Source organism: Candidatus Eisenbacteria bacterium, assembly GCA_005893305.1.
GTDB lineage: Bacteria > Eisenbacteria > RBG-16-71-46 > SZUA-252 > SZUA-252 > WS-9.
On the sequence record VBOZ01000009.1, the window covers coordinates 148,251 to 164,836 of the forward strand.

31 protein-coding genes are annotated in these 16,586 nt (G+C 65.0%); all 31 read right to left on the reverse strand.

Annotated elements, in window-relative coordinates; all coding sequences use genetic code 11:
- Positions 1 to 5: 5 nt before the first annotated feature.
- Positions 6 to 998: a DNA-directed RNA polymerase subunit alpha gene (locus E6K79_03035; protein ID TMQ66341.1), complete on the reverse strand. Its 993-nt coding sequence runs from the start codon at positions 996 to 998 to the stop codon at positions 6 to 8.
- A 78-nt stretch (positions 999 to 1,076) separates the two neighbouring features.
- Entirely contained in the window at positions 1,077 to 1,706 is a 630-nt protein-coding gene (gene rpsD / locus E6K79_03040) for a 30S ribosomal protein S4 (protein TMQ66342.1), read from the reverse strand.
- Positions 1,707 to 1,730: 24 nt separating this feature from the next.
- Entirely contained in the window at positions 1,731 to 2,159 is a 429-nt protein-coding gene (gene rpsK / locus E6K79_03045; GenBank protein ID TMQ66343.1) for a 30S ribosomal protein S11, read from the reverse strand.
- Between the two features lie 35 nt (positions 2,160 to 2,194).
- Entirely contained in the window at positions 2,195 to 2,605 is a 411-nt protein-coding gene (gene rpsM, locus E6K79_03050) for a 30S ribosomal protein S13 (protein ID TMQ66344.1), read from the reverse strand.
- Between the two features lie 16 nt (positions 2,606 to 2,621).
- A complete protein-coding gene (gene rpmJ, locus E6K79_03055; protein TMQ66345.1) occupies positions 2,622 to 2,735 on the reverse strand; it encodes a 50S ribosomal protein L36 in 114 nt (37 codons plus the stop codon).
- 13 nt (positions 2,736 to 2,748) lie between these two features.
- Positions 2,749 to 2,967, reverse strand: coding sequence for a translation initiation factor IF-1 (infA, locus tag E6K79_03060; protein TMQ66346.1), 219 nt, complete (start codon positions 2,965 to 2,967; stop codon positions 2,749 to 2,751).
- Positions 2,968 to 2,973: 6 nt separating this feature from the next.
- Entirely contained in the window at positions 2,974 to 3,732 is a 759-nt protein-coding gene (gene map / locus E6K79_03065; protein ID TMQ66347.1) for a type I methionyl aminopeptidase, read from the reverse strand.
- Between the two features lie 22 nt (positions 3,733 to 3,754).
- Positions 3,755 to 4,402, reverse strand: a complete 648-nt coding sequence (locus E6K79_03070; protein ID TMQ66348.1) for an adenylate kinase — start codon at positions 4,400 to 4,402, stop codon at positions 3,755 to 3,757.
- A gap of 33 nt (positions 4,403 to 4,435) precedes the next feature.
- A complete protein-coding gene (secY, locus tag E6K79_03075) occupies positions 4,436 to 5,743 on the reverse strand; it encodes a preprotein translocase subunit SecY (GenBank protein ID TMQ66349.1) in 1,308 nt (435 codons plus the stop codon).
- Between the two features lie 9 nt (positions 5,744 to 5,752).
- Complete coding sequence (locus tag E6K79_03080; GenBank protein ID TMQ66350.1) at positions 5,753 to 6,250, reverse strand: 50S ribosomal protein L15; 498 nt, start codon at positions 6,248 to 6,250, stop codon at positions 5,753 to 5,755.
- Positions 6,247 to 6,588, reverse strand: coding sequence for a 50S ribosomal protein L30 (gene rpmD / locus E6K79_03085; GenBank protein TMQ66351.1), 342 nt, complete (start codon positions 6,586 to 6,588; stop codon positions 6,247 to 6,249). The genes E6K79_03080 and rpmD overlap by 4 nt, the downstream gene beginning before the upstream one ends.
- A complete protein-coding gene (locus tag E6K79_03090; GenBank protein ID TMQ66379.1) occupies positions 6,575 to 7,102 on the reverse strand; it encodes a 30S ribosomal protein S5 in 528 nt (175 codons plus the stop codon). The genes rpmD and E6K79_03090 overlap by 14 nt, the downstream gene beginning before the upstream one ends.
- A 38-nt stretch (positions 7,103 to 7,140) precedes the next feature.
- Positions 7,141 to 7,515 carry a 50S ribosomal protein L18 gene (locus E6K79_03095; GenBank protein TMQ66352.1) on the reverse strand — a complete coding sequence of 125 codons (375 nt, stop codon included), beginning with the start codon at positions 7,513 to 7,515 and terminating at the stop codon, positions 7,141 to 7,143.
- 38 nt (positions 7,516 to 7,553) lie between these two features.
- Positions 7,554 to 8,105 carry a 50S ribosomal protein L6 gene (locus tag E6K79_03100; protein ID TMQ66353.1) on the reverse strand — a complete coding sequence of 184 codons (552 nt, stop codon included), beginning with the start codon at positions 8,103 to 8,105 and terminating at the stop codon, positions 7,554 to 7,556.
- Positions 8,106 to 8,114: 9 nt separating this feature from the next.
- Positions 8,115 to 8,513 (reverse strand): 30S ribosomal protein S8, encoded by a 399-nt coding sequence (gene rpsH, locus E6K79_03105; protein TMQ66354.1) that lies wholly within the window; start codon positions 8,511 to 8,513, stop codon positions 8,115 to 8,117.
- Positions 8,514 to 8,549: 36 nt separating this feature from the next.
- On the reverse strand, positions 8,550 to 8,735 hold the full coding sequence (locus E6K79_03110; protein TMQ66355.1) for a type Z 30S ribosomal protein S14: 186 nt from the start codon (positions 8,733 to 8,735) through the stop codon (positions 8,550 to 8,552).
- A 28-nt stretch (positions 8,736 to 8,763) separates the two neighbouring features.
- On the reverse strand, positions 8,764 to 9,498 hold the full coding sequence (gene rplE / locus E6K79_03115) for a 50S ribosomal protein L5 (GenBank protein TMQ66356.1): 735 nt from the start codon (positions 9,496 to 9,498) through the stop codon (positions 8,764 to 8,766).
- Positions 9,498 to 9,824, reverse strand: coding sequence for a 50S ribosomal protein L24 (locus E6K79_03120; protein ID TMQ66357.1), 327 nt, complete (start codon positions 9,822 to 9,824; stop codon positions 9,498 to 9,500). Before E6K79_03120 ends, rplE begins: the two co-directional genes overlap by 1 nt.
- Positions 9,825 to 9,832: 8 nt before the next feature.
- Positions 9,833 to 10,201 (reverse strand): 50S ribosomal protein L14, encoded by a 369-nt coding sequence (gene rplN / locus E6K79_03125; protein ID TMQ66358.1) that lies wholly within the window; start codon positions 10,199 to 10,201, stop codon positions 9,833 to 9,835.
- A 28-nt stretch (positions 10,202 to 10,229) separates the two neighbouring features.
- Entirely contained in the window at positions 10,230 to 10,505 is a 276-nt protein-coding gene (rpsQ, locus tag E6K79_03130) for a 30S ribosomal protein S17 (GenBank protein ID TMQ66359.1), read from the reverse strand.
- Positions 10,502 to 10,738 (reverse strand): 50S ribosomal protein L29, encoded by a 237-nt coding sequence (locus E6K79_03135; protein TMQ66360.1) that lies wholly within the window; start codon positions 10,736 to 10,738, stop codon positions 10,502 to 10,504. The genes rpsQ and E6K79_03135 overlap by 4 nt, the downstream gene beginning before the upstream one ends.
- A 2-nt stretch (positions 10,739 to 10,740) precedes the next feature.
- Entirely contained in the window at positions 10,741 to 11,163 is a 423-nt protein-coding gene (gene rplP, locus E6K79_03140) for a 50S ribosomal protein L16 (protein TMQ66361.1), read from the reverse strand.
- A gap of 12 nt (positions 11,164 to 11,175) precedes the next feature.
- Positions 11,176 to 11,853 (reverse strand): 30S ribosomal protein S3, encoded by a 678-nt coding sequence (gene rpsC / locus E6K79_03145; GenBank protein ID TMQ66362.1) that lies wholly within the window; start codon positions 11,851 to 11,853, stop codon positions 11,176 to 11,178.
- On the reverse strand, positions 11,853 to 12,422 hold the full coding sequence (locus E6K79_03150; GenBank protein TMQ66363.1) for a 50S ribosomal protein L22: 570 nt from the start codon (positions 12,420 to 12,422) through the stop codon (positions 11,853 to 11,855). Before E6K79_03150 ends, rpsC begins: the two co-directional genes overlap by 1 nt.
- 19 nt (positions 12,423 to 12,441) lie before the next feature.
- A complete protein-coding gene (gene rpsS / locus E6K79_03155; GenBank protein ID TMQ66364.1) occupies positions 12,442 to 12,771 on the reverse strand; it encodes a 30S ribosomal protein S19 in 330 nt (109 codons plus the stop codon).
- Positions 12,772 to 12,788: 17 nt separating this feature from the next.
- Positions 12,789 to 13,616, reverse strand: coding sequence for a 50S ribosomal protein L2 (gene rplB, locus E6K79_03160; protein ID TMQ66365.1), 828 nt, complete (start codon positions 13,614 to 13,616; stop codon positions 12,789 to 12,791).
- Between the two features lie 3 nt (positions 13,617 to 13,619).
- A complete protein-coding gene (locus tag E6K79_03165) occupies positions 13,620 to 13,913 on the reverse strand; it encodes a 50S ribosomal protein L23 (GenBank protein TMQ66366.1) in 294 nt (97 codons plus the stop codon).
- Positions 13,910 to 14,539 carry a 50S ribosomal protein L4 gene (gene rplD, locus E6K79_03170; protein TMQ66367.1) on the reverse strand — a complete coding sequence of 210 codons (630 nt, stop codon included), beginning with the start codon at positions 14,537 to 14,539 and terminating at the stop codon, positions 13,910 to 13,912. The genes E6K79_03165 and rplD overlap by 4 nt, the downstream gene beginning before the upstream one ends.
- A 4-nt stretch (positions 14,540 to 14,543) precedes the next feature.
- A complete protein-coding gene (locus E6K79_03175; protein TMQ66368.1) occupies positions 14,544 to 15,164 on the reverse strand; it encodes a 50S ribosomal protein L3 in 621 nt (206 codons plus the stop codon).
- Between the two features lie 12 nt (positions 15,165 to 15,176).
- Positions 15,177 to 15,497: a 30S ribosomal protein S10 gene (gene rpsJ / locus E6K79_03180; protein ID TMQ66369.1), complete on the reverse strand. Its 321-nt coding sequence runs from the start codon at positions 15,495 to 15,497 to the stop codon at positions 15,177 to 15,179.
- Positions 15,497 to 16,586: elongation factor Tu (tuf, locus tag E6K79_03185; protein TMQ66370.1), on the reverse strand; the 1,090-nt coding region annotated here is incomplete at its 5' end. The genes rpsJ and tuf, both read right to left, overlap by 1 nt.

Sequence of the window (16,586 nt, forward strand, 5' to 3'; positions counted from 1 at the left end):
GCTGTCTAAGCGGCCTCGATCTTCTCGCCGAGCTTGTACTTGCTCACGTCCATGCCGAAGCCAAGATTCATGCTCGCGAGGATGTCGGCGATCTCCTTGAGCGACTTCCGGCCGAAGTTCCGATACTTGAGCATCTCGCCCTCGGACTTCGTTACCAGGTCGCCGATGGTCTTGATGTTCGCGGCCTTCAAGCAATTGGATGACCGCACGGAAAGCTCCAGCTCCTCGACGCTCCGCTCGAGCAGCGTCTTGATGCGCAGGAACTCCTCGTCGACCTCCTCCTCGACCTCCTCGACGATCTCCTCCTCGAAATGCACGAAGAGGGCGAAGTGGTCCTTGAGGATCTTGGCGCCGTAGGCGAGCGCATCCGAAGGGATGATGCTCCCGTCGGTCCAGATCTCCAGCGTCAGCTTGTCGTAGTCGATCCGCTGCCCGATCCGGGTGTTCTCGACCTCGAAGTTCACCTTCGTGACCGGCGAGAACATCGAGTCGACCGGCAGCACGCCGATCGGCCGATCCTGGACCGCCTGGTTCTCCGCGGAAACGTAGCCGCGGCCGGGGCCCACCTCAACCTCGGCGCGGAACTCTCCGTCCTTGTTGAGCGTGGCGATGTGCATCTCGGGGTTCAGGACCTCGATGTCGGGGTCCGCCTTCAGGTCGCCCGCCTTGATCTCGTTCTTGCCGCGGGCGTCGAAGAGCGCCATCTTGGGCCCGTCGCTGTGAATCTTGAACCGCATCTGCTTCAAGTTGAGAAGGATCTCGGGCACGTCCTCCTTCAAGCCGGGAAGCGTCGAGAACTCATGCTGGACGCCCTCGATCTTGACGGCCGTGACGGCGGCGCCCGGCAACGACGAGAGGAGCACGCGCCGAAGCGCGTTCCCCAGCGTCACGCCAAAGCCGCGCTCGAGAGGCTCGATCGTGAATTTTCCGTAGCGATTGGTCGAGGTCTTCTCATCGGCCTCGACATTCTTCGGCATCTGCAGATTCTTCCACTTCATCTTATCTATTCCCTCCTTAAGACCCGGGGCCTTTCGGCACGCGCTCCATCTGGCTCGCGCCCTTTCGGCCGCCTCGGGTTACTTCGAGTAAAGCTCGACGATGAGCTGCTCGGAGACCTTGGTCGGAATGTTTCCGCGTGTCGGGTACTCGAGTAGTCGCCCCGAGAGCTTCTCGGCGTCGAGGCTGAGCCAGCTCATCATCTCGCGGCTCTTGCTGGCCTCGAGCGACGCCTGGATCGCGACGGAATCCTTGCTCCCGGGACGGACGCGAATCTCATCGCCCACCCGCACCGAGAACGAAGGAATGTCGACGATGTGTTCGTTGACCGTGAAATGGCGGTGCCGCACCAGCTGGCGCGCGGCCGATCGGGATGGGGCGAACCCAAGCCGGAAGACCAGGTTGTCCAGCCGGCGCTCGAGCGCCAGCAAGAGATTCTGGCCGGTCACGCCCTTTTGATGCTCCGCCTTCGCGAAGTAGTTCCGGAACTGCGCCTCCAGGACACCATAAATCCGGCGGGTCTTCTGCTTCATCCGAAGCTGCACGCCGTATTGCGTCTCCTTGGGGCGCCGATCCTTGCCGTGCTCTCCGGGCGCGTACCCGCGCCTCTCGAACGCGCATTTCTCGGTGAAGCAGCGCGTACCCTTGAGGAAGAGCTTCTCTCCCTCCCGGCGGCAGAGCCGGCATTTTGCTTCGCGATAAGTCGCCATATCGTTGCTTTAAACCTCCTTCAGCTAGACGCGCCGCCGCTTCGGCGGCCGGCAACCATTGTGCGGAATCGGGGTGACGTCCTTGATGGCCGAGATCTCCAACCCGGCCGCCTGGAGCGATCGGATCGCGGCTTCGCGACCCGCTCCCGGACCCTTCACCCACACCTCTACCTTCTTGAGTCCGAGCGAGAGCGCCTCCTTCGTCGCCGCCTCGGCCGCGATCTGAGCGGCGAAGGGCGTGCTCTTGCGCGAGCCCTTGAACCCAACCTTGCCGGCGCTGGCCCAGGACACCGTGTGCCCGTCCATGTCGGCGATGGTCACGATCGTGTTGTTGAACGTCGATTGGACGTGGGCGATTCCGTTAATCCCCACCTTCCGCTCGCGCTTCTTCTTCGGCTTCGGCGTTGCCGTCGGTACCGCCGGTGCCCCTTGCTGTTGCTGTTGCTCGGCCACTAATTACTCTCCTTTGCGATCGCTCGCGTTTCCGATCAACCCGCCGGCTTCGGCGCCGGCCTCTTCGCCGCGACCGCTACCTTGCGGACCGCGCCTGCCGTCTTCTTGGGTCCCTTGCGCGTCCGCGCGTTGGTGCGTGTGCGCTGCCCTCGAGCCGGGAGGTTCTTCCGATGGCGCAGCCCGCGATAGGCGCCGATGTCCATCAAACGCTTGATCGACATCGCCACCTCGCTGCGGCGCGCTCCCTCCACCTTGAACTGGCTCTCGATCACCTGGCGGAGCTTGGTGACCTCCTCCTCGGCGAGCGCCTTCACCCGCGTATTCGCGTTCACCCCCGTGAGGTGGATGATCTTCCGCGCGGACGAGGGGCCGATGCCGAAGATGTAGGTCAGCCCAATCACGATTCGTTTGTCGTTCGGCAAATCGACACCGGCGATACGAGCCAAAACGTTCCTCCTGTCCCTAGCCCTGGCGCTGCTTGTGGCGCGGATTCTTACAGATGATCCGAACCACGCCCTTGCGCCGGACGACCTTGCAGTTGTCGCAGATCCGCGTAACCGAAGCTTTGACCTTCATGGCTCTTCCGTTCCTATTTGTAGCGGTAGATGATGCGCCCGCGGGTGAGATCGTAGGGCGACAGCTCCACCGTGACCTTGTCCCCGGGCAGGATCTTGATGAAATTCATCCGCATCTTGCCCGAGATGTGGGCGAGGACCCTGTGTCCATTCTCCAGCTCGACGCGGAACATCGCGTTGGGCAGGGGCTCGATGACCGTCCCCTCGACCTGGACGCCCTCTTCTTTCGCCATTCTTACCTAATCCGCCTCAACCAGTGACAGCACCTCCGGCCCGTTCGGGCCGATCGCGACGGTATGCTCGAAGTGGGCTGAGATCTTCCGGTCCACCGTGACCACCGTCCATTGGTCGGCGAGCGTCACGACATCCGCTCCGCCGGCATTCACCATCGGTTCGATCGCGAGCGCCATCCCCTCCTCGAGCCGGGCGCCTTCCCCCGGCCGTCCGTAGTTGGGGACCTGCGGGTCCTCGTGAAGCTCCCGGCCGATGCCGTGCCCCACGAGCGCCCGCACAACCGTGAAACCGCTCGCTTTCGCCTCCCGCTCGATCGCGGCCGAGATGTCGGAGATTCGCCCGCCTTCGCGCGCCTGGGCGATCCCTTTTGCGAGCGCCCGCTCGGTCGTCTCGAGCAGCCGCACCGCCTCGGCCGATACCTTCCCCACCGGGAAGGTCCGCGCGGCATCTCCGTACCAGCCCTCGCGGCGCACGCCGATGTCGAGCGAGATCACATCCCCCTCGCGGAGGACCCGCTTCGCGCTCGGGATCCCGTGCACCACTTCCTCGTTCACCGAGGCGCAGATGCTGGCGGGATACCCGCGGTAGCCTTTGAACGCCGGCTCTCCGCCCATGTCGCGGATGAACTTCTCGGCGATCTGATCCAGCTTCAGCGTCGTCACCCCGGGCCGGATTTCCCCTTCCAGCATCCGGAGACACTTTCCGACGATCTGCGCGCTCTCGCGGATCCCGGCGACTTCATTCAGGGTGTTGATCCGTATCATCGTTTGGATGCGGTCCCGCCTCTCAGGCAGCGACCTTTCCTACAGCCTTCTCGATCAAGGCAAAGACTTTGTCCGGCGTCCCCGACGCGTCGATGTTCTGAAGCACCCCGTTTCGCCGGTAGTACTCGACGAGGGGTCTCGTCTCGTTCTCGTACACCTCGAGCCGCGTGCGCACCGTCGCCGGCTGATCGTCCGCACGCTGCTTCAATGCGTTCCCGCACCGGTCGCAGACGCCGGGGACCTTGGGCGGCGCCGACTTCAAGTTATAGATGGCGCCGCATTCGCCGCAGAGCCACCGGTCTTTGAGTCTCTCCACCACCGTCTCCGCCGGGATGACCAGGTTCAGCACCCGATCGACCTTCTGATCCCCGAGGAGCCGGGACAGCCCGTCGGCCTGCGCGGTCGTGCGCGGAAAGCCGTCCAGGATGAAGCCCTTCCTCGCGTCGCCCATCCGGAGACGCGTCTCGATTAAGCCGAGCACCGTATCGTCCGCGACCAGGCGGCCCGCCTTGACGTCGGCTTGCGCCGCCATCCCCAAGCTCGTCTCCTGCGCGATCGCCTCGCGGAGGATGTCCCCCGTCGAGATGAGGGGCGTCCCCAGCTTTTCCGAGAGGCGCTTCCCGTGCGTTCCCTTGCCGCTGCCGGGCGGACCGAGGAGCACGATCCGCATCAGCTACGCCCCCGCATCAACAACGCTCCCGCATCAGCGCCGCCCACGCATCTTTCCGTGGGTCACGAAGCCCTCGTAGTGGCGCATGATCAAGTGCGACTCGATCTGCTGCAGGGTGTCGAGCGCGACGCCCACCACAATCAGGACGCTGGTGCCGCCGAAATAGAACGGCACGTTGAACCGCCGGATCAGGATGTCCGGGAGCACGGCGATCAACGCCAGGAAAACCGCTCCGGGGAGCGTGATCCGCGAGAGAATGCGGTCGATGTACTCGGCAGTCTTCCGGCCGGGGCGAATTCCCGGGACGAACCCGCCGTACTTCTTCATGTTGTCCGCCATATCGATCGGATTGAGCACGATCGCCGTATAGAAATAGGTGAAAAAGATGATCGTCAGCGAATAGACGACGACGTAGACCCAGGTCCCGTGCGCGAACAGGCCCGCAATGCCCTGGATCGCGGCGTTCCCGTGAAAATAGATCGCCAGCGTGCTCGGGAGCATGATCAACGACTGCGCGAAGATGATCGGGATCACGCCCGCCGTGTTCACCCGAAGCGGGATGTGCGTGCTCTGACCGCCGTACATCTTGCGCCCCACGACCCGCTTCGCGTACTGGACCGGGATCTTTCGCTGCGCCTGCGTCATGGCCACGACCGCCGCGATGACGCCGACCATGATCGCCACCATGAGCGCGGCCACGATCGGAGATAGCGTCCCGACGCGGAGCGCGCGGATCGAGTTGATGATGTCGGCCGGGAACCGGGCCACGATGCCGATGAAGATGATCAGCGAGATCCCGTTCCCGATCCCCTTGTCGGTGATCTGCTCGCCGAGCCACATGATCATGATCGTGCCGGCCGTCTGGGTGATCATCGTCATGAGCTGAAACCCGAATCCCGGATGCGGGACGACCGGGACGCCGGCCGAGCCCATCGACTCCAAGAACTTCGCGAACGCCAGCGACTGCATCGCGGCCAACGCGACCGTGCCGACACGCGTGTACTGCGTGATCTTCTTCCGGCCTTCCTCCCCCTCCTTCTGCAGCTTCTCGAAGTAGGGGATCACCGCGCCCAGGAGCTGGAAAATGATCGAGACCGAGATGTACGGCATGATCCCGAGCGCGAACACGGTCGCCTTCTGGAAGCTCCCGCCCACGAACAGGTCGTAGAGACCAAAGAGCGAGTTCGCCTGGCTGGCGAACGCGGAGACCAGCGCCTCGCTGTTCACTCCGGGGGTGGGCACGTGCCCGCCCAGCCGGTAGACGCATAGGAGAGCGACCGTGAAGAGGACCCGGCGCTTCAGCTCCGGGATCCGGAATATGTTTTGTAGTTTCTCGAACATGTCCCTCGCTTAGCCCTTTGACTCTTTACGTTCTTTCTTCTCGTGGCGCGGCCGGTAGACCCGGGGGGTCGGGAGCGTGATCGTCCCGCCCGCCGCCTCGATCTTCGTTCGCGCGGAGCCGCTGACGGCGTCCACCGTCACGGCGAGCGCGGCCTCGATCTCGCCCATCCCGAGAACCTTCACCGGGAGGTCGCTCCGGTCGATGAGCCGCTTCTTGAGAAGGCTCTCGCGGGTCACGGCCTCCCCTTTCGCGAATCGCGAGAGGGCCGCCACGTTCACGACCTGGAACTCGACGCGGCTCGGGTTCCGGAAGCCGACCTTCGGGAGGCGCCGCTGAATCGGCATCTGCCCGCCCTCGAACCAGCGGGCCACCTTGCCGCCGCTCCGCGCGCGCTGACCCTTGTGGCCGCGGCCCGCGGTGCCGCCGAGACCGGACGCAGGGCCAAGGCCGCGCCGCTTCCGGTCGCGCGTGGCCCCCTTCGCCGGCTTGATCTGTCCGATTCTCATTCCGCGGCCCTCCTCGGCGCGGCCCGCTTCGTCTTCCTCGCCGCGGCCCGCTTCGGCTTTCCGGCTGCCGCGCGCTTCGACCGCGCCGCCGCCTTGCGCCGCGGCTTGGCCGCCGGCCGTTGCCGTGTCCCGGCCGCTTCGTCGGGCGCGCCCTCGACGGGCGCCGCGTCGACGCGAACCAGGTAGCTCACCTGCGCGACCATGCCCCGGATCTGCGGCGTGTCGTTGTGAATGACCGAATGGCGGGGGCGGCGCAGACCCAACGCCTCGAGCGTCCGCTTGTGCTTTTCCAAGCACCGGATCTTGCTCCGCTCCTGCGTGATTCTAATTTGTGACATCGGCCTCCACCACCTTGCGCCGGATTCCCAAGAGCTCGTCCACCGTCTTCCCGCGGAGCGCCGCGACCTCGCTGGCCCTCCGGAGGCCCTGCAGCCCCGCGACCGTGGCCTTCACCACGTTATGCGGGTTGCTCGAGCCGAGCGACTTCGTGAGCACGTCCTGGATCCCCGCGGCCTCGAGGACGGCGCGGATGGCGCCTCCCGCGATGACGCCGGTACCCGGGGTCGCCGGCCGCATGAAGACCCGGCCCGCCCCGAAATGACCGATCACCTGATGGGGGATCGTCGTGCGGCGGAGCGGCACATCGAACATCCGCTTCTTGGCCGATTCGCCCGCCTTGCGGATCGCGTCGGCGACCTCGTTCGCCTTCCCCAATCCAACGCCCACCCTGCCCTTTCCGTCTCCGACGGCAACGATGGCGTTGAAGCTGAAGCGGCGTCCGCCCTTCACGACTTTCGCGACTCGATTGACGTGGATGACCCGCTCGATGAACTCCGAGTCGGTCTGCTGCATTCCGCGTCCACGCATTCCTTGATGGGCCATGAATTCTCCTAAAAGGTGAGACCGCCCTCGCGGGCTCCGTCAGCGACCGCCTTGACGCGGCCGTGGTAGAGGTAACCGCCGCGGTCGAAGCAGACGCGGTCGATGCCCGCGGCCTTGGCCTTCGCGGCGATGGCCTTGCCGACGATCTTGCCCGCCGCCACCTTGCCCTTCGCCGTCTTGACGTCGGGGGCGAGCCCCTTGTCCAGGGAGGAAACGGTCATGATCGTGCGGCTGGCCAGATCATCGACCAGCTGCGCGTAGATGTGGTTCAGGCTGCGATAGACGCAGAGGCGTGGACGCTCCGCCGTTCCCTTGACCTTCTTGCGGATCCGGATGTGGCGACGCTCCCGTCCCTTGAGTCTTGGTGTGGCGCTCGATTTCATCGTTCGATTCCCATCTCGCTTGGGTCGTGGCTCCGGGCCTACGCCGTCTTGCCGCCCGCGGCCTTGCCCGCCTTGCGCCGGATGTACTCCCCGGCGTACTTGATTCCCTTGCCCTTGTACGGCTCCGGTGGGCGGAAGCCGCGAATGTTCGCGGCGACCTGTCCGACCAGCTCCTTGTCGAATCCGTTCACGGTGAGCTTCGTCGGCCCGTCGAGCTGGATCGAGATCCCGGTCGGCGGATCAAACTCGATCGGGTGCGAGTAGCCGAGCTGGAGCGTGAGCTTCTTCCCGCTCAGCTGCGCCCGGTATCCCGTGCCCGTGATCTCGAGCGCCTTCGAGAACCCCTGTGTCACGCCCAGGACCATGTTCGCGATCAGCGCCCGCGTCGTGCCGTGGAGCGCCAGCGCCTGCTTGCCGCCGCCTACCTGGCTCACCGTGATCGTCTTGGGCTCCAGCGCCACCTCGACGCCGTGCCCGATCGTGAACTGGAGCTCGCCCTTCGGCCCCTTGACGCGGATCGTCCCTCCCTCCCGGCCCACCTGGACCCCGGACGGAATGTCGATCGGCTTCTTTCCTACTCGTGACGGCATGGTCGGCTCCTACCAGAGGCGGCAGAGGTACTCGCCGCCGAGCCCCTCATCGCGCGCTTCCTGATCGGTCATGATTCCCGAGGGCGTCGAGATGAGCGCCGTGCCGAGGCCACCCTGAACCTTGGGGACTTCGTGACGCCGGATGTAGACGCGGCGGCCCGGCTTGCTCACCCGCTCGATGCCCTGAATGACGGGGCGGTCCTTCTGGTCGTACTTCAGATAGATGCGCAGAAGGCCCCGCTTCTTGTCGTCGATCGACTTGTAATTATTGATGTACTTCTCCCGCAGAAGAACGCGCACGACCTCCGCCTTCGTCTTGGAGGTGGGCACGTCCACCTTCTTGTGCTTCGCCTTGCAGGCGTTGCGGATGCAGGTCAATAGGTCCGCAATGGGATCGCTAACCGACATGGTCTCCCTTCACTCGTTGGGCTTTCGCCCGGGCTCCTACCAGCTCGCCTTCACCACGCCCGGGATCTGGCCTAGCAGGGCAAGCTCCCGGAAGCAGATGCGGCAGAGCGCAAAGTCCCGCAAGAATCCGCGGGGCCGGCCGCACCGGTGGCAGCGGTTGTAGCGGCGCACCTTGAATTTGGGCGTCCGCTTCCATTTCTCTACGATCGACTTCTTGGCCAAAATCGCTCCTCCGGCGCTTTGCGGCGCCCTAGCGCTGTGGCTGGCGGAAGGGCATGTTCAGGAGCCTCAAGAGCTCCTGCCCTTCCTCGTCGGTCTTGGCCGACGTGACGAAGGTGACGTCCATCCCCCGGATCTTGTCGACCCGGTCGTAGTTGATTTCCGGAAAGATGATCTGCTCCGTGAGACCGATCGTGTAATTCCCCCGACCGTCGAAGGAGCGCATCGGAACGCCGCGGAAGTCGCGGATTCGCGGCAGCGCCACGTTCACGAGACGGTCGTAGAATTCGTACATCCGAGCGCCGCGCAGGGTCACCATGCAGCCGATCGGCTGGCCCTCGCGGAGCTTGAAGTTCGCGATCGACTTCTTCGCGCGCCGAAGCGCGGCCTTCTGGCCCGTGATTGCGCCCAGCTCGATCGCGGCGGTGTCGAGCATCTTGACGTTTTGGAGCGCGTCGCCCACCCCCATGTTCACCACGATCTTCCGAAGCCGTGGCGCCTGCATGGGGTTCTTGTAGCTGAAGCGCTTGACCAGCTCGGGGAGCACGTTCTTCTCGTAGTGCTCCTTGATCCGCGGGACGCGCGCGGGCGGCTCGGCCTCCGCGATCGTCGGTCCGGCGGCCGCGCCGGCGTCTCTGCCCTTGCCCTTGCTCTTCTTGCCCTCGCCCTTCGCCTTCGCCTTCGCATCGGCTCCGGGGACCTTGGGCTTCGCCTCGCCTTTGGGCTTCGCTTCCTTCTTCTCTTTCTTTTCCTTTTCGTCGGCCATCAGTTCACTCTCGGAATCGTTTCGCCGCAGTGGGCGCAGTAGCGCTCGCGCTTGCCGTCGGACGCGTCCTTCACGGTGACCCGCCGGCCGACCTGGCACTTCGGGCAGAGGTGCATCACGTTCGAGACGTGCACCGGGGCCTCCTTCTCGAGGATCCCGCCCTGCCGGGTCTGGCTGCGCGGCTTGGTGTGTCGCTTCACAAAGTTCACCTTCTCGACGATGAGCCGTTCCTCGCCGCGCAGGACCTTGAGGATCCTGCCCGACTTGCCCCGGTCGTCGCCGGAGATGACGATCACTTGGTCGTTCCTGCGAAATTGATGCGGCATCGTGCCCCTCAGATCACTTCCGGCGCGAGGGAGATGATCTTCATGAACTCCCGCTCGCGAAGCTCGCGCGCCACGGGGCCGAAGATGCGGGTCCCCTTGGGCTCCTTCTGGTCGTCGATCAGGACGGCCGCGTTCTGGTCGAACCGGATGTAGCTGCCGTCCTTCCTACGGACTTCCTTGACGGTCCGGATGAGCACCGCCTTGTGGACGTCCCCCTTCTTCACGGCCGCCCCGGGGAGCGCGTCCTGGATCGACACGACGATGATGTCGCCGAGCCGGCCGTACCGCTTCCGGGTGCCGCCCAGGACCTTCACGACGCGTGCGACGCGTGCGCCGGAATTGTCCGAGATCGCGATAATGCTGCGTGGTTGAACCATGGTTCCGCCGTTCTCCTCCCCGTCCCCGTCAGCGCTCTACGCGCTGGACGAAGTCGAGAAGCCGCCAGCGTTTGTCCTTGCTCAAGGGGCGCGTCTCCATGAAGCGGATCGTGTCCCCCACCTTGCATTCGTTCTTCTCGTCATGGACTTTGAACCGGTTCCGACGGCGGACGTACTTGCCGTAGGTCTCGTGCTTCACCAGGCGCTCGATCGTGACGACGACGGTCTTCTTCATCGAATCACTCACGACCTTCCCGGTCATCACCTTCCGCTTGCCGCGGCTCGCCGCCTCGTTCTCGATCACGCCTTGACCTCTACCGAGCCGGGAAGCTTGCGAATGCCCTTCCGGTGCTCGGTCAAAATGGTTCGGAGCCGCGCGACGTCGCGCCGCTTCTCGCGGATTGAAACCGGGTTCTGGAGCTGGCGCATCGAATTGCGGAACCGAAGATTGAAGAGTTCCTCGGTCAGCTCCTTGATCTTCACGAGGATCTCTTCTTCATTCATGTCTCGAATCTTCTCCGCTTTTAAGGTGCGCATTCCTAGCTCCCCGCCAGATCGTGCCGCTCGACGAACTTCGTCTTGATCGGCAGCTTGCTCGCGCCCAGCCTCATCGCCTTCCGCGCGAGCTCGTTGCTGATCCCCTCCAGCTCAAACAGGACGCGGCCCGGCTTCACCACCGCGACCCAGAACTCGGGCGCGCCCTTGCCCTTGCCCATTCGCGTCTCCGCCGGCTTCACCGTCACCGGCTTGTCCGGGAAGATCCGGATCCACATCTTGCCGCCGCGCTTGATGAAGCGCGTGATCGCAACGCGGGCCGCCTCGATCTGGCGATTCGTGATCCAGGCCGGCTCGAGGGCCTGAAGCCCGAACTCGCCGAAGGCGACGGTCGAGCCCGTGTAGGCCTTCCCTTTCCGGCGCCCGCGCATCTGCTTCCGATGCTTGACGCGCTTTGGTACGAGCATGCCCTGCTCCCGTTAAGCGGTCTTGCCGTGAGCCGCGGCGGCGGCAACCTCGGCCGCCTCCCGCTTCGGCAGGATCTCGCCCTTGAAGATCCAAACCTTTACGCCCACCGTCCCGTAAATCGTCCGGGCGGTGGAGCGCGCGAAATCGATGTCGGCGCGCAGCGTATGGAGCGGCACCCGCCCGTCGCGGTAGCTCTCGGTGCGGGCCATTTCGGCGCCGCCCAACCGGCCGGAGCAGACGATGCGTACGCCGCCGGCGCCCGACCGCATGGTCGACGCGATCGCCTTCTTCATCGCGCGGCGGAACGAGACGCGCTGTTCCAGCTGGCGCGCGACGTGCTCGCCGACCAGCGTGGCGTCCATGTCCGGCTTCTTCACCTCGTCGATGTTGAGGAAGATCTCCTTCTTCGTGATGTGCTGGAGCTCGTCCCGGAGCTGGTCGACCTGCTGGCCGCGCCGGCCGATCACCAATCCCGGCCGCGCGGTCGAGATGTTGATCGTGACTTTCGAGACCGCTCGCTGGATCACGATGCGGGAGATCCCCGCCTGCGAGAGCCGCTTCTTCAGGTATTTCCGGATGAAGATGTCCTCTTCCAAAAGCTTCGCGTAGTCCTTGCGCGCGAACCAGCGCGAGTCCCACGTAAAGATGATGCCGAGGCGCATCCCGATCGGATTGGTTTTCTGACCCACTACTTCGCCTCCTTCGACTTCTTCGCGGTGCGCCCCTTGGGTTCCGCCTTCTTGGTCTCAGCCTTCTTCGGCTCGGCCTTCTTGGCCGCGGGCTTCTTCGCGGCCGACTTCTTCGCCGCGGGAGCAGCGGGCTCGGCGATCTTAGCGCCCGGCTTCGATTCCGCGGGCCTCGCCGGCGCCTGCCGCGGCGCCACGCGTCGGGCCCGGCGTGCCGTCGCCTCGTCCTCCTCCGAAACCTCGCCTTCCACGATGACCGTGATGTGGCAGGTCTTCTTCAAGATCGGAGTCGCGCGGCCCTGAGCACGCGGCAGGAACCGCTTCATCGTCGGTCCCGCCCCCGCCACCGCCATCTTCACGCGAAGCTCCTCGACGTTGATCTTCCCCTCCATCGCCACAGCGTTCGCCACGGCCGACTTCACGACCTTGCCGATCACCCGGGCGACGTGCTTCGGGGTGAAATCGAGAATCTCGGTGACCTGGTCCACGCGCTTTCCGCGGATCAGCTGCAGCACTTGATCCGCCTTCCGGGGCGTGACCCTCACGTATCGCGCGATCGCTTTCGCTTCCATTTCGTCCCTCGGGCGCGGCTTACTTCGGAGGACCGGAGCCGGGACCGCTGCCCGGTCCGGCCGCCGCGGCCGCGGCCGCGACCTTCTCCACGTGGGAGCCGTGCCCGCGGAAGATCCGCGTCGGCGCGAACTCGCCAAGCTTGTGTCCGACCATGTTCTCGGTGATGTAGACCGGGATGAACTTGTTCCCGTTGTGCACCGCGAGGGTGTGCCCGACAAACTCGGGCGAGATGGTCGACCGGCGCGCCCAGGTCTTGAGGACGCGGCGCTCGTTCATCCGGTTCATGCCCTCGAGCTTCTTCAGAAGCTTCGCGACGACGTACGGACCCTTCTTGACCGAACGGCTCATGTGGTCTGCTTGCTCCTCTACGTCTGCTTCCGCCGCCGGACGATCAGACGGTCGGAGAGCTTCCGCTTACGGGTCTTCTTTCCCTTGGCCAATTGGCCCCAAGGCGAGCACGGATGCCGTCCGCCCGAGGACTTTCCTTCACCGCCGCCCATCGGATGGTCGACGGGGTTCATCGCCACGCCGCGCACGCTGGGCCGGCGGCCCAGCCACCGCGACTTTCCGGCCTTTCCGATCACGATGTTCTGATGATCCTCGTTCCCGACCATCCCGATCGAGCAGATGCAGACCACCGGCACCTTGCGCATCTCGCCGGAGGGAAGCCGAAGCTGCGCGTAGTCGCCCTCGCGCGCCATCACCTGGCAGAACGTTCCGGCGCTGCGGCTCAGCTGCCCGCCCTTTCCGGGAATCAGCTCCACGTTGTAGACGAACGTTCCCAGCGGCACCGCGCTCAAGGGCATCGCGTTCCCGGGCTTCACTTCGGAGTCCGCCCCCGCCGTCACCGTGTCCCCGACGTGGAGCTGCTGGGGGGCGATGATGTAACGCTTCTCGCCGTCCGCGTAGTGGAGGAGGGCGATCCGGGCGCTTCGGTTCGGGTCGTACTCGATGTGCGCGACCTTGGCCGGAATCCCTCTCTTGTCCCGCTTGAAGTCGACGATCCGGTACTTCTTCGGAAAGCCGCCTCCCCGGAGCCACGAGGAGATGTGGCCGCGGTTGTCGCGACCGCCGGTCTTCTTCAGCTTCTCGGTCAAGCTCGGCTCGGGGCGCGATCGCGTGATCTCGTCGAACGACGCGACCGTCCGGAACCGTTGCGCCGGTGTGAGCGGCCTGAATTTGCGAAGTGCCATCGGCTATACCTGCTCGAAGAGCTCGATCGTCTGCCCCTTCTTCAGGGTCACGACCGCCTTCTTCCAATCGGGTCTATGTCCCGCGTACCGGCCCATCCGCTTCGGCTTGCCGTGCACGCGTAGGGTCCGTACCGATTCGACCTTCACCGGGAAGATCGCCTCGATCGCCTGCTTGATCTCGATCTTGTTCGCGTCGCGCGCCACTTCGAAGAGGTAGCCGTTCTCCTGCTCGCGAAGCCGGGTACCCTTCTCGGTGATCAGCGCGCGGTGGACGATGGTGCGCGAATCGCGGCTCATGCGCTCAGTCGCTCCGTCAGGCTCTTGAGACCGCCCTCGGTCAAGACGAGGCAGTCGCACTTCATGAGCGCGTAGGTGTTGAGCGTGTTGCTCTCCGTCGTCTCGACACGCTCCAAATTGCGGGAGGACTTGAGAAGCGTCTCACCCGTCCGATCGAATACCCAGAGGATCTTCTTTCCTTCGAGTCCCACCTTCTTCAAGAGCTCGGCCACCGGCTTCGTCTTCGGCTCCTTGAGCTCGGGCGCCTCCACGATCACCACGTTGTCTTCCCGGGCCCGCACCGACAGGGCGCCCAGGAGCGCCGAGCGCCGGGCCTTCTGGTTCATGCGCGTCGTGTAGTCGCGCTGCTTCGGCCCGAAGGCGACGCCGCCGCCCGGCCAGAGGGGCGACGTGTTCGAGCCCGACCGCGCCCGCCCCGTCCCTTTCTGCTTCCATGGCTTCCGTCCGCCGCCGCTCACCAGAGCGCGGTTCTTCGCGGCCGCCGTGCCCTGGCGCTGATTCCCGAGGTGGCTCTTCACCGCCTCCCAGATCAGGTGCTCGTTGACCGGGGCCTCGAAGATCGCGGCCGGCAGGTCGACCGTGCCGTGCTGCTTGCCGTCGCTTCCGTATTTGCGCGCCTTGGCCATCTCGTTATCCGTTCTTCCGGATGAGGACGGTGCCGTTCGGATGACCGGGTACGCAGCCTCTCAGCCAGATCAAGTTCTGGTCCGGGTCGACGCCGATCACGTCCAGGTTCCTGACCGTGACGCGCGCGCCGCCCATGCGCCCCGGGAGGCGCTTCCCCTTGACGACGCGGCTGGGATAGGCGCTCGCGCCGATCGAGCCGGGCTGCTTGTGAGTGGTGCATCCGTGGGTGGCGCGCCCCGCCGTGAAATGATGGCGGCGCACGACGCCCGCGAACCCACGCCCTTTCGACACTCCGACGACGTCGACTTTGACGCCGACCTCGAAGAGCGCGACGGTGAGCGTCTGGCCGATCTCGTAGGCCGAGGGATCCTCGACGCGGATCTCGCGAAGCATCCGAAGGCCCGCGGCCTTGTGCTTCTTCATGTGGCCCTGCAGCGCCTTTGGAATCAGCTTCTCCCGACGCTTCCCGAATCCGATCTGGACCGCGGCGTAGCCGTCCGTCTCGGACGTCTTCACCTGGACCACCGGGCAGGGGCCCGCCGAGAGAATGGTCACCGGAACAACGTGTCCCTTCTCGTCGTAGACCTGGCTCATTCCGATTTTCTGCGCGAGCAATCCGATCATGGGCGTCCCCGGTTAGAGCTTGATCTCGATGTCCACGCCGGCCGGCAGATCGAGCTTCATCAGCGCGTCGATCGTCTGCGGCGTCGACTTCACGATATCGATGAGACGCTTGTGCACCCGGATCTCGAACTGTTCCCGGGATTTCTTGTCCACGTGCGGGGAGCGGAGCACGGTGTAGACGGACCGCTGCGTGGGCAGCGGGATCGGTCCCGCCGTCCGCGCGCCGGTCCGCTTGGCCGTGCGTACGATCTCGCCCGCCGACTGGTCGAGGACCGCGTGGTCGTACGACCGAAGGCGGATGCGGATGCGCTGGCCGGGAGCGGTCCCGGCCATTACTCGGTGACCTCGGCGACGACGCCGGCGCCCACGGTCCGGCCACCCTCGCGAATGGCGAACCGAAGCTCCTTCTCCATCGCGATCGGCGTGATCAACTCGATCGCCAACTCCACGTTATCCCCAGGCATCACCATCTCCCGACCCTCCGGCAACGTCGCCACCCCAGTCACGTCCGTCGTCCGGAAGTAAAACTGTGGCCGATACCCATTGAAGAACGGCGTGTGCCGGCCCCCCTCTTCCTTCGTCAGGATGTACGCGCTCCCCTTGAACTTCTTGTGCGGCGTGATGCTCTTCGGCCACGCCAGCACCATCCCCCGCTCCAACGCCTCCTTGTCAATCCCACGTAGGAGCAACCCCACGTTGTCCCCAGCCTGCGCGTCATCCAACAGCTTGCGGAACATCTCCACCCCCGTCACCACCGTCTCCCGCGTCTCCCGCAAGCCGATGATCTCCACCTTGTCCCCTACCTTCACCTTCCCCCGCTCCACCCGCCCCGTCCCCACCGTCCCACGCCCCGAGATCGAGAACACGTCCTCCACCGGCATCAAAAACGGCTTGTCCACCGCCCGCTGCGGCGTCGGGATGTAGCTGTCCACCGACTCCATCAGCTTCAAAATCGCCTCGTTCGCCTTCGCATCCTTCCCCGCGGCGTCCATCGCCACCTTCGCCGACCCCCGTACCACCGGGATGTCGTCCCCAGGGAACTCGTACTTCTTCAAGAGCTCGCGGATCTCCAACTCCACCAAATCCAAAAGCTCCGGATCGTCCACCATGTCGCACTTGTTCATGAACACCACGATGTACGGCACCCCCACCTGACGCGCCAAAAGCACGTGCTCCCGCGTCTGAGGCATCGGACCGTCCGCCGCCGACACCACCAAGATCGCCCCGTCCATCTGCGCCGCTCCCGTGATCATGTTCTTCACGTAGTCCGCGTGACCCGGGCAATCCACGTGCGCGTAGTGGCGCTTGTCCGTCTCGTACTCCACGTGCGCCGTCGCGATCGTGATCCCACGCTCCCGCTCTTCCGGCGCGTTGTCGATCGAACCGTAGTCCCGCACCGCGATCTTCGGATTCTTCTGCGAC

Excerpts from the sequence above, each read along its gene's own strand:
- rpmJ (TMQ66345.1), bottom strand. The coding sequence starts at position 2,735 with ATGAAGGTCAAAGCTTCGGTTACGCGGATCTGCGACAACTGCAAGGTC.
- rplP (TMQ66361.1), bottom strand. The coding sequence starts at position 11,163 with ATGCTCGTACCAAAGCGCGTCAAGCATCGGAAGCAGATGCGCGGGCGC.
- rplN (TMQ66358.1), bottom strand. The coding sequence starts at position 10,201 with ATGGTTCAACCACGCAGCATTATCGCGATCTCGGACAATTCCGGCGCA.
- E6K79_03135 (TMQ66360.1), bottom strand. The coding sequence starts at position 10,738 with ATGCGCACCTTAAAAGCGGAGAAGATTCGAGACATGAATGAAGAAGAG.
- E6K79_03080 (TMQ66350.1), bottom strand. The coding sequence starts at position 6,250 with ATGAGAATCGGACAGATCAAGCCGGCGAAGGGGGCCACGCGCGACCGG.
- rpsH (TMQ66354.1), bottom strand. The coding sequence starts at position 8,513 with ATGTCGGTTAGCGATCCCATTGCGGACCTATTGACCTGCATCCGCAAC.
- rpsS (TMQ66364.1), bottom strand. The coding sequence starts at position 12,771 with ATGAGCCGTTCGGTCAAGAAGGGTCCGTACGTCGTCGCGAAGCTTCTG.
- rplD (TMQ66367.1), bottom strand. The coding sequence starts at position 14,539 with ATGGCCAAGGCGCGCAAATACGGAAGCGACGGCAAGCAGCACGGCACG.
- rplE (TMQ66356.1), bottom strand. The coding sequence starts at position 9,498 with ATGGCCGACGAAAAGGAAAAGAAAGAGAAGAAGGAAGCGAAGCCCAAA.
- rpsJ (TMQ66369.1), bottom strand. The coding sequence starts at position 15,497 with ATGGCCGGGACCGCTCCCGGCCAGCGCATCCGCATCCGCCTTCGGTCG.
- infA (TMQ66346.1), bottom strand. The coding sequence starts at position 2,967 with ATGGCGAAAGAAGAGGGCGTCCAGGTCGAGGGGACGGTCATCGAGCCC.
- rplB (TMQ66365.1), bottom strand. The coding sequence starts at position 13,616 with ATGGCACTTCGCAAATTCAGGCCGCTCACACCGGCGCAACGGTTCCGG.
- E6K79_03070 (TMQ66348.1), bottom strand. The coding sequence starts at position 4,402 with ATGCGGATCGTGCTCCTCGGTCCGCCCGGCAGCGGCAAGGGAACGCAC.
- E6K79_03090 (TMQ66379.1), bottom strand. The coding sequence starts at position 7,102 with ATGCAGCAGACCGACTCGGAGTTCATCGAGCGGGTCATCCACGTCAAT.
- E6K79_03150 (TMQ66363.1), bottom strand. The coding sequence starts at position 12,422 with ATGGAAGCGAAAGCGATCGCGCGATACGTGAGGGTCACGCCCCGGAAG.
- E6K79_03175 (TMQ66368.1), bottom strand. The coding sequence starts at position 15,164 with ATGATCGGATTGCTCGCGCAGAAAATCGGAATGAGCCAGGTCTACGAC.
- E6K79_03120 (TMQ66357.1), bottom strand. The coding sequence starts at position 9,824 with ATGCCGCATCAATTTCGCAGGAACGACCAAGTGATCGTCATCTCCGGC.
- rpsD (TMQ66342.1), bottom strand. The coding sequence starts at position 1,706 with ATGGCGACTTATCGCGAAGCAAAATGCCGGCTCTGCCGCCGGGAGGGA.
- E6K79_03035 (TMQ66341.1), bottom strand. The coding sequence starts at position 998 with ATGAAGTGGAAGAATCTGCAGATGCCGAAGAATGTCGAGGCCGATGAG.
- E6K79_03095 (TMQ66352.1), bottom strand. The coding sequence starts at position 7,515 with ATGAAATCGAGCGCCACACCAAGACTCAAGGGACGGGAGCGTCGCCAC.
- E6K79_03165 (TMQ66366.1), bottom strand. The coding sequence starts at position 13,913 with ATGAGCCGCGATTCGCGCACCATCGTCCACCGCGCGCTGATCACCGAG.
- secY (TMQ66349.1), bottom strand. The coding sequence starts at position 5,743 with ATGTTCGAGAAACTACAAAACATATTCCGGATCCCGGAGCTGAAGCGC.
- map (TMQ66347.1), bottom strand. The coding sequence starts at position 3,732 with ATGATACGGATCAACACCCTGAATGAAGTCGCCGGGATCCGCGAGAGC.
- E6K79_03100 (TMQ66353.1), bottom strand. The coding sequence starts at position 8,105 with ATGCCGTCACGAGTAGGAAAGAAGCCGATCGACATTCCGTCCGGGGTC.
- rpmD (TMQ66351.1), bottom strand. The coding sequence starts at position 6,588 with ATGTCACAAATTAGAATCACGCAGGAGCGGAGCAAGATCCGGTGCTTG.